General features: G+C 64.5%; 6 protein-coding genes. 2 read left to right on the top strand and 4 right to left on the bottom strand.

The genetic code is table 11. From position 1 onward, the window contains the following. Positions 1–197, top strand: a 197-nt coding sequence (locus CW360_RS16945) for a hypothetical protein (protein ID WP_212633281.1), incomplete at its 5' end; no start/stop codon positions are given. Between the two features lie 35 nt (positions 198–232). Then, entirely contained in the window at positions 233–4,408 is a 4,176-nt protein-coding gene (locus CW360_RS05410) for an EAL domain-containing protein (RefSeq protein WP_170307362.1), read from the top strand. A 21-nt stretch (positions 4,409–4,429) separates the two neighbouring features. Here CW360_RS05410 and CW360_RS05405 read toward each other — a convergent pair whose 3' ends face one another. Genes CW360_RS05405 through CW360_RS05390 form a run of 4 tightly spaced genes read right to left on the bottom strand, consistent with a single transcriptional unit; the run spans position 4,430 to position 8,981 of the window. After that, positions 4,430–5,005, bottom strand: a complete 576-nt coding sequence (locus CW360_RS05405; protein ID WP_101192991.1) for a cob(I)yrinic acid a,c-diamide adenosyltransferase — start codon at positions 5,003–5,005, stop codon at positions 4,430–4,432. 35 nt (positions 5,006–5,040) lie between these two features. Further along, positions 5,041–7,059: an ATP-binding protein gene (locus CW360_RS05400; protein ID WP_101192990.1), complete on the bottom strand. Its 2,019-nt coding sequence runs from the start codon at positions 7,057–7,059 to the stop codon at positions 5,041–5,043. Positions 7,060–7,115: 56 nt separating this feature from the next. Next, a complete protein-coding gene (locus tag CW360_RS05395) occupies positions 7,116–8,021 on the bottom strand; it encodes a putative 2-dehydropantoate 2-reductase (protein WP_093985176.1) in 906 nt (301 codons plus the stop codon). Continuing rightward, positions 8,022–8,981 (bottom strand): GGDEF domain-containing response regulator, encoded by a 960-nt coding sequence (locus CW360_RS05390; protein WP_093985175.1) that lies wholly within the window; start codon positions 8,979–8,981, stop codon positions 8,022–8,024. Between the last annotated feature and the right edge of the window lie 14 nt (positions 8,982–8,995).

Below are 8,995 nucleotides of genomic sequence, written 5' to 3'. Positions count from 1 at the left end.
GCTCATTTACAACACGTAAACTGCGCTTTTTCGGCCGTTTTCGCCTTGTCTTGCCTGCCTCGCTTACGTTTTTCAATGACCTGCTAGCAGGCCGTGCGATGCGGCATTGTTTTTGCTTTTTCTGTAAGCCTCCGGCCATGCGCCGGGCGTGGGTTTGCCTTCTTCATGTATCAATTCATCCGGTGCCTGCCGGCTGACTACGGGAATGTTGTCCTTGTCCGATCTTGCACACATGCCAGCCACACCGGTTCAGCCTCCCTCCCAGGGGCGTGGCGCCTACCAGGGCATGCTGGTCGTGCTGTTGCTGGTGATGTTGTTGCTACTTGCCTGGCAGCTGCACCAGCAGTACCGGCAGGCGCAGGAAGCAGCGCAGCAACGCAGCCTGGATAGTGCCGAGCAACTGCTCAGTCAGGTGAGCCTGACCCTTGAGCTCAAGGCGCAAGTAGCTAGTGCCCTGCTCAGTCGGCAGGCGGCGCAGCCGCTGCAGGGCGCGCTGCGTGACGAGCTGCTGTTCAGTCTGCAGCAGCTGTTCCCCAACCTGCACAGCCTGGCCTGGGTTGGCCCACAAGGGTTGGTGGACAGTGCCGAGCCGACCTTGCCGGTCGAGGTGTGGCAAACCATACGGCAGCGACAGGCTGAGCAGCCCTATTACCTAAGCTGGCTGGAGGCGCCGCAGTTATTGCAGATGAGTCTGCGTCAGGCGGAACGTCCGGGGCACTACTGGCTGTTGCGCATGCATGCGCAGGCCTTGCCGTTGTGGTTGCCGGCCAGCCAGAGCGAACAGGCGCAATGGCTGCTGTTCGATCAGGTCAGCCAACAAGTGCTTTGGCACAGTCGCGGAGGGCGTGTACAACCCGCCCCGCTGAGTGCCGAGCAGGCGGCTCGCAGCCTGCGCCGTCTGCCCCTGCCGCACAGCGATGGCGAGATCATTGCCTTGAGCCCGGCACCCGGCCTGTTGCAGGGGTGGCGGCAGTCGCTGGCCATGCAGCTGCTGTTCTTCGTGCTGTGCCTGCTGCTGGCCTTGCTGGTGCTTTATGCGCTGTTGCGTGAGCAGCGCCGCCTGCGCGAGTTGCATGCCGGCTCGCAGCGCTCGCTGTTGCAGGCCGCCAGTGCTCTGGCGGCGATCGACGAGCAGGTGCTGGTCAGTGACTGTCAGGGCCAGCTACGTTTTCTCAATCGGCGTGCCGAACAGATGTTTGGCCTGAGCTCCGCCCAGGCCGGCCAGTATCGCCTGGCTGAGCTGCTGCCTGGCGTGCAGCTGGATGCTGACGCGTCGAGCGAGGATGAGCTATTGCCGCTGCTGCAAAATGGCACGACGCGTCTGTTTGCCGTGCACCGCAGCGAGTTGCAGGATGCTGGTGAGCGTCTCGGGCTGGTCTGGGTGTTGCGTGATGTCACCGAGCAGCAGCAGGCCCTGGCGGTGCTCGATGACACCCGGCGGCGTTACCAGGATATTTTCCAAGGGGCCGGTTGCGGTTTGTGCGTGCTCGACCTCAGTGCCTTGCGTCAGCGCCTGCAACAACTGCAGGTGCGCGACCAGGCGCAGTTGCTCGACTGGTTGGCGGAGGATGGCCAACGTCATGCCGAGTTGCTGCAATTGCTGCGCATCAGCGAGATCAATCAGCTGGGCAAACAGTTGCTGGGGGTGGCTGATGCCCGCCAGGCCTGGCGGCTACTGATCGACCATGGTCCGCTGGAGGCCGGCTCGGCGCGCCTGCAGTTGCTAGTGGCACTGCTCGGGCGTCCGCAGCACCTGGCCATGGAAAGCTGCATTCGTACTGCCCAGGGGGAGGCGCGCTACCTGTGGCTGACCCTCAATCTGCCGGATAACGTGGCTGATCTGGATGCGGTCACCCTGAGCATGAGTGACATCAGCAGCCGCAAGAGCAGCGAGCTGGCCCTGGTCGAGCGTGAGCACTTCTGGGGTGAAGTGATTCGTGCCGTGCCCGACCTGTTGTATGTGCACGATATTCCCGGACGTCGCGTGCTGTTCAGCAACAATCACTTGATGACGCAGTTGGGCTACGACACGGCGCAGTGGCGTGCGCTGGGCAACAATCCCTGGGAGAAACTGCTGCACCCCGACGACGGAGAACTGTACGGGCGCCTGCGTAATTTGCAGAAGGTGATTGGCAATGGCCAGCTGATGCAATTCGAGCTGCGCTGGCGACATCGTAACGGGCATTGGCACTGGTTCGACATCCGCGAGCAGGCGCTCAGTCGTGATCACAACGGGCGGGTCAGCCGGCTGATCGGTATCGCCAAGGACATTACCGAGCAGATTGCCGCCCGCGAGGCGTTGCGTGCCAACGAACAGCGCTACCGACTACTGGCGGAAAGCACCAGCGATGTGATCGTCACCACCGACCGTGACCTGCGCCTGAACTACGTCAGCCCTTCTGCAGAAAAACTCTTCGGCTACGATGGCGATTGGCTGCTGGCACATGGTTTCGACAGCCTGATCGCCGTGCCGGCGCAGCTGCAACCTCTGCTCGCGCTGCTGGCCCAAGTTCGCCAGTTGCAGGGACAGCCGGCGCGCCTGCAGGCCTGGCGGGCGCGGTTCAATACCGAGGTGTTCGTCCTCGACTGCCTGCGTGCCGATGGCAAGAAGATTCCCGTCGAGCTGCGGGTCAGCCTGCTCTGGGACGAACAACAGCGCTTGCTCGGCCTGCTCGGCGTGGGGCGCGACATCAGCCAGCAGCGCCGTGCCGAGAAACAGCTGCGCATGGCGGCCACGGTGTTCGAACACTCTACCGCGGCGATTATGGTGACCGATCTGGCCGGCTACATCGTGCAGGTTAACGAAACCTTCGGGCGCATCAGCGGTTTTGCCAGTGGCGAGGTGATCGACCAGCAACCGGCCATGCTCATGGCTGACCGTCAGCAGGCTGCCAGCCTGCAGTTCATCCGCCAGCGCCTGGCCGAGCAAGGCAGCTGGGAGGGGGAGTTGTGGTTGCGCCGCAAACAGGGTGAGCCTTTCCCGGCCTGGGTCGGGATTACCGCAATTCGCGATGATGATGGCGACCTGGTCAGCTACGTGTGTTTCTTCAACGACATCAGTGAGCGCAAGGCCAGCGAGCAGCGTATCCATCGACTGGCCTACTACGACAACCTCACCCAGCTACCCAACCGCACGCTGTTCCAGGACCGCCTGCATACCGCGCTGCAGCATGCTGCACGGCATGAGCAGTGGGTGGCATTGATGTTCCTCGACCTGGACCGCTTCAAACCGATCAACGACTCGCTGGGCCACGCGGCGGGTGACCGCATGCTCAAGGAAGTTGCCCAGCGCCTGCTGACCTGCGTGGCCGATGAAGATACGGTGGCGCGCATGGGCGGCGACGAGTTCACCCTGTTGCTGGTCGCCCAGGAAAGCCGCGACCAGGCGCTGCACCGGGCCATCCGGGTTGCCGAGCGTATTCTGGAACGCCTGCAGCAGGCTTTCGTACTGGAGGGGCGCGAGTTCTTCATCAGTGCCAGTGTCGGCATCGCGCTGGCCCCGCAGGATGGCACTGAACTCAGCCAGTTGATGAAGAATGCCGATACCGCGATGTATCACGCCAAGGAAAAGGGCAAGAACAACTTCCAGTTTTACCAGGCCGAGATGAACGCCCGCGCGCTGGAGCGCCTGGAGCTGGAAAGCGACCTGCGCCATGCCCTGGAAGCTGGGCAGTTCTGCCTGTACTACCAGCCGCAGTTTTCCGGTGACGGCAAACGCCTGATCGGGGCCGAGGCTCTGCTGCGCTGGGCGCATCCACGCCGCGGCCTGGTGCGCCCTGATGAGTTCGTGCCGGCGCTGGAGGAGTTGGGCCTGGTGGTGCAGGTCGGCGACTGGGTGTTGCAGGAGGCTTGCCGCCAGCTGCAGGCCTGGCAGATGGCGGGCCTGCAATTACCCAAGGTGTCGATCAACCTGTCGGCGCGGCAGTTTGCCGATGGCCAGCTGGGGGCGCGGATCGCCGCCACCCTGGCGCAGGTCGGCCTGGCGCCGGCGGCCCTGGAGCTGGAGCTGACCGAAAGTATCCTGATGCGTGATGTGGCTGAAACCCTGCAGGTCTTGCGTGGCCTCAAGCGCCTGGGCGTGGGGGTGGCGGTGGATGACTTCGGTACCGGCTATTCGTCGCTCAACTACCTCAAGCAGTTTCCCATCGATGTGCTGAAGATCGACCGCAGCTTTGTCGACGGGGTTCCCGATGGCGAGCAGGATGCGCAGATTGCCCGCGCCATCATCGCCATGGCGCACAGTCTCAATCTGCGGGTGATTGCCGAAGGTGTCGAAGAGCAGGCGCAGCTGGACTTCCTGCGCGAGCATGGCTGCGACCAGGTACAGGGCTACCTGTTTGGTCGGCCTATGCCGGCAGCCTCATTCGCTGCGCGTTTCAGCGGGGCGGCCCTGTTCATCCTTGAGTAGCGGCCGCCGGGCAGGTCGGGGTCAGCGACGCTCGGCGGCGCGCCAGAGGATTTCGCCAATATGCATGCGCTTGCCAATCAGCCGACTGCCGACAAACAGCAGGTCGGAGAGACGGTTGAGGTAGGCCAGGCCCGTACCACGTAGCGGCTCCAGGGCGTTGAGCTGCTGGCAGCGGCGTTCGGCGGTGCGTGCCTGGCTACGGCAGACATGCGCCTGGGCGAGCAGCCGTGAGCCGCCCGGCAGGATGAACTCCTTGAGCGGGCCGACCTCTTCGTTCCAGCGGTCGATGGCCTGTTCGAGGCGCTCGATGTCGCTGTCCTGCAGGGCCTGGTATTCGGGCATGGCCAGCTCGCCGCCCAGATCGAACAGGCGATGCTGGCAAGGCTCGAGGACCTCGAGCAGTTCGCCGAGGGCCGGCCACATGCTCTGTTGTTCGACCAGTTCGGCGATCAGCAGGCCCAGCTGGCTGTTGAGCATGTCCACCTCGCCGATGGCTTCGATACGTGGGTGATCCTTGGCAACCCGGCGGCCATCGGCCAGCCCGGTTTCACCCTGGTCACCGGTGCGGGTGTAGATCTTCGATAGGCGATAGCCCATGACTGGCAGTCCTTCTCGACATGACGGGGCGGGCATTATTCCGTGTCTGCCCCTGCTTGTGCAGGGGGCGACGGTAAAACGCCAGGTAGCGGCAGGCGCAGGGTGAAGCAGGTGCCCTGGCCGGGGCGGGCCTGTACGTCCATCTGCCCCTTGTGGTTGTTGGTGATGATGAAATACGACACTGACAGGCCCAGGCCGCTGCCCTGGCCGACATCCTTGGTGGTGAAGAACGGCTCGAAGATACGCTTGCGTACCGCGTCATCCATGCCCACGCCATTGTCCTGCAACTCGATCTGCGCCCAGGCACCACAGCGTCGGGTGCGCAGCAAGATGCGTCCGGGCGGGCTACCTGCGGGGCGCTGCTGGATGGCCTGCGCAGCGTTCTTCAGCAGGTTGAGCAGCACCTGTTCCAGTTCGCTGGCAATCACCGGCACGGCGGGCAGGTCGCTGGCATAGTCGCGCTCGATGTGCAGGTGCTTGAAATCCAGGCCTTCGACCAGCGCAAAGTCGTTGCCGGCGATTTCCAGCGCTTGCTCGAGCAGGGGCTCCAGTGCGCAGGGGTGCAACAGGTGGTCGCTGCGCCGGCTGAAGCTGAGCATGTGCCGCACGATGCGACTGGCCCGGCTGCCGGCCTGCTGGATACCTTCCAGCAGGTGGGGGATGTCACGCGCCTGCAGGTAATGGTTGACTGCTTCCAGGCGCACGCCGCTGCTCAGTGCAGCGTCCTGGTTACGGGGCAGGTCGACAGACAGGCGCCGGCGGATGTTCTGTACATTGTGCAGGATGGCGCCCAGTGGATTGTTGATTTCATGGGCCATGCCGGCTGCCAGGCCGCCGATCGACAGCATCTTTTCCGACTGTACCATCAGCGCCTCCATGGCCAGACGTTCGGTGATGTCGTCGATGCGGATCACCAGACCATGTTTGCCGCTCAGTGGGTAGAGGGTCAGGTCATAGTGACGTGGCTGGCCCTGGGCATCGGGCCAGCAGACCCGCTCGATACGCTGTACCTGCTGGCGGGCCAGGCACTGTTGCAAGGGCAGCAGGTAATCGCGCAGCGCGGCAAAGGCCTGGGTACAGGGGCGGTGCAGGGCCTGTTCGGCCGTGCAGCCGGCCAGGCGGCTGGCCTGCTGGTTCCATTGGCTGACATAGAGTTGCTCGTCGACGGCGATCAGTGCCGAGGGCATGGAGTCGATGATGTCGTTGAGGTATTTCTGGAAACCGGTGAGCTTCTTCTCGATCTTGCTGCGCACCTGCACTTCCAGGGCCAGCTTACGGTTGCTGCGTTCGTGCGCCTCGCTCTGCTGGCGGGTTTGTGCATGGGCCTCCTGCAGCTCGCGTTCGCGGTTGGCCATCCGTTCGAGCATGGTGTTGAAGGCCGTGGCCAGGCTGCCGATCTCGTCCTGATTACCGGGGCGGGCGCGCAGTGCATAGTTTTCTTCGCGGGTGACCCGCTGCGACAACTCTTCCAGGCGGCGGATCGGCCGGGTGATCAGGCGGCGTACCTGGCGCAATACCCAGACGCCGAACAGCAGGCTGCACAGCAGGATCACCAGGCTGGCGCTGAGCGTACCGGTATAGAAGGCGCCCGGTACTTCGCTACTGGCCACCAGGAGCAGGTAGCCGGGCTGCCTGGCCTGTTCGGGCAGGGCCTGCAGCAGGCTGGCGCGAAACTCCTGCTGTTGCCAGCTGGCCAGTGCGCTGGCCTGTTCCGGCAGTGGCAAGGGGCTGCCGCGCTGCAGTTGCGCGAGCAGGTTGCCCTGGCGGTCGTACAGTGCGGCGGCACGCAGGCTGGTATAGCTATCCAGGTGCTGCAGCACGGCCTGCGCGGCCTGTGGCGAACTCAGCGCCTGCTGGCTGAGGGCCGGGCTGGCGATCAGGCGAGCCAGGGTGTGCAGCGATTGAGGGGTCAGGCTCTCCCGGGAGATCCAGTAGGCGGCACTGATGAACGCCAGGTTGGCCAGCAGCAGTACGGCCAGCAGGAGCACCAGCAGGGCTGCCAGCAGCTTGTGGCCGACCGGCAGGTTGTCGAGGCGTTGACGCAGCTTGTTCACACGGCAGTCTCCACGGCTGTGCGGCAGGGTAGCCTGTGTGCCGGACGGCCGCCAGCCTAGGCGCGGGCTGCTGCCTGACGCTCCTGCAGGCGTTGCAGGAGGTCTTCCAGTACCGCTAGGTGCAGTCCGTGCAGGCGCGCCTGCTGGCAGGCATAGCCGAGCAGGTAATCGGTCTCGGTGCGCCGGCCCTGGCTGACGTCCTGGTGCATCGAACTGAAATTGGCGGCGGTGGCGGCGATCACTTGCATGACTTCTGCCAGCAGGCCCTGGGCGGCGCTGCTTTGCCCGCAGGCCTGGAGTAACTGCTGGAGGGCCTGACAGAGGGTCTGCAGCGCCTCCTGATGGTCGCGCAGCTGGCCATTGCGGCAGTCGTGCAGCACGCTGAGTGGATTGATGGCGCAGTTGATGGCCAGCTTGCGCCACAGTCGACTGAGGATGTCGTCGCTCCAGCTGTGGGCAATGCCGGCCTGCTGCAGCTCTGCCAGCCAGCTGGGCGCCGCACTGGCGCCGCGCAGGTCGCCCAGCCAGGTATGCCCCTGGCCGGCAAATACCACCTGGAAATCTGCCTGGCGGAAGGCCCCTTCGGTACTCGACGCGGCCAGGCAGCGTACACCGGGCAGGCTGTCGGCAACGGCCTGCTGACTGCCCAGGCCGTTCTGCAGGAGGATCAATTCGGCGCCAGGTTGCAGACGTGGGGCCAGTTGGCGTGCCGCTGCTGGCGCGTCATAAGCCTTGCAGGCCAGTAGCAGGCGCTGGATGGGCGGGCTGTCCGTCACGCTGTGCGCGGGGAGGCGGTAATGCTGCGCCTGGCCGTGCTCGACCAGGGTCAGCCCGCCGGCACGCTGATAGTCGGCCAGGCGTTGCCGGTCGCGCAGCAGCAGGCCCACTGGCAATCCGGAACGGGCCAGGCGACAGGCCCACAGACTGCCCAGGCTGCCGGCTCCGAGGATATACCAGGTCATTCAGTGAGGCAGGCGGGTGGCAGCCATGCGGCCGCTGGCAATGGCTTCCGGAAGCAACTGGCGGGCTTCGGCGAACAGTTGCTCGGCATTGATCGGTAGCGCCTTGCCGTCCATGCCGACCAGAGCGATGGCCGCCTTGACGCTGACGAAGCCTTCGCTGGTCTTGAAGGCCTTGAGATTGAGCCCCTCATGCAGGCGCTTGAAGCTGGTCGGCGAGCATTCCTGGAGGTTTTCCAGCAGGGTGATGACGGCAAAGTGCTCGTCGTCCAGGCGCGCCAGCACATCCAGCGGGCGGACCAGTTGCTGCAGGCGGCGGGCCACGCCACGCTGCAGTTCCTGTAGATAGGCAGGGCCATGTTGCAGGCGCAGGTTGTCCACGCCCTGCAGGGCGACCAGCAGGAAGCATACGGCGCCGCCGCGGGTGTCGACCTGGCGCAGGCTGTCCTGCAGGCGCTGTTGCAGCAGGCGGGCATTGCCCAGCCCGGTCAGTGGGTCGACCAGATTGCGCTGTTCGAGGCTGGCGATGTTCTGGGTGAGCAGGCGGTTTTCGATGAGCAGGCGCTGCAGGGTGTTGCACAGGCGATCAGCGGCAAAGACCCGGGGTAGCAACTGCTCGTTCATCTGGCCCTTGTTGATGAAGTCGTCGACACCGTGGTCGAAGGCTTCGCTGAGGGCGTTGTCGCCTTCCTTGCCGGTGAGCAGGATGACATAGGTGTAGTGATTGATGCTTTCGTCGAGCTGGCGTACCTGGGCGGTCAGTTGCAGGCCGTCGGTTTCCGGCATCAGCCAGTCGGCGAGCAGCACGCTGGCCGGGCGCTGTTCCAGCTGCTGCAGGGCATCGGCCGCGCTGTGGGCAAAGCGGATGTCCTGGTAGCCGGCCTGGCGCAGGCTGCGGCCGATCATGGCGCTGGAGAACTTGGCGTCGTCCACCACCAGGATGCTGAGTTGAGGATTGGGCATGCGTGTCTCGCTGG

The organism is Pseudomonas fluvialis (assembly GCF_002835605.1).
GTDB lineage: Bacteria > Pseudomonadota > Gammaproteobacteria > Pseudomonadales > Pseudomonadaceae > Aquipseudomonas > Aquipseudomonas fluvialis.
Note: the sequence above shows the minus strand (reverse complement) of the source record. Positions and strands in the feature narration are given on the sequence as shown.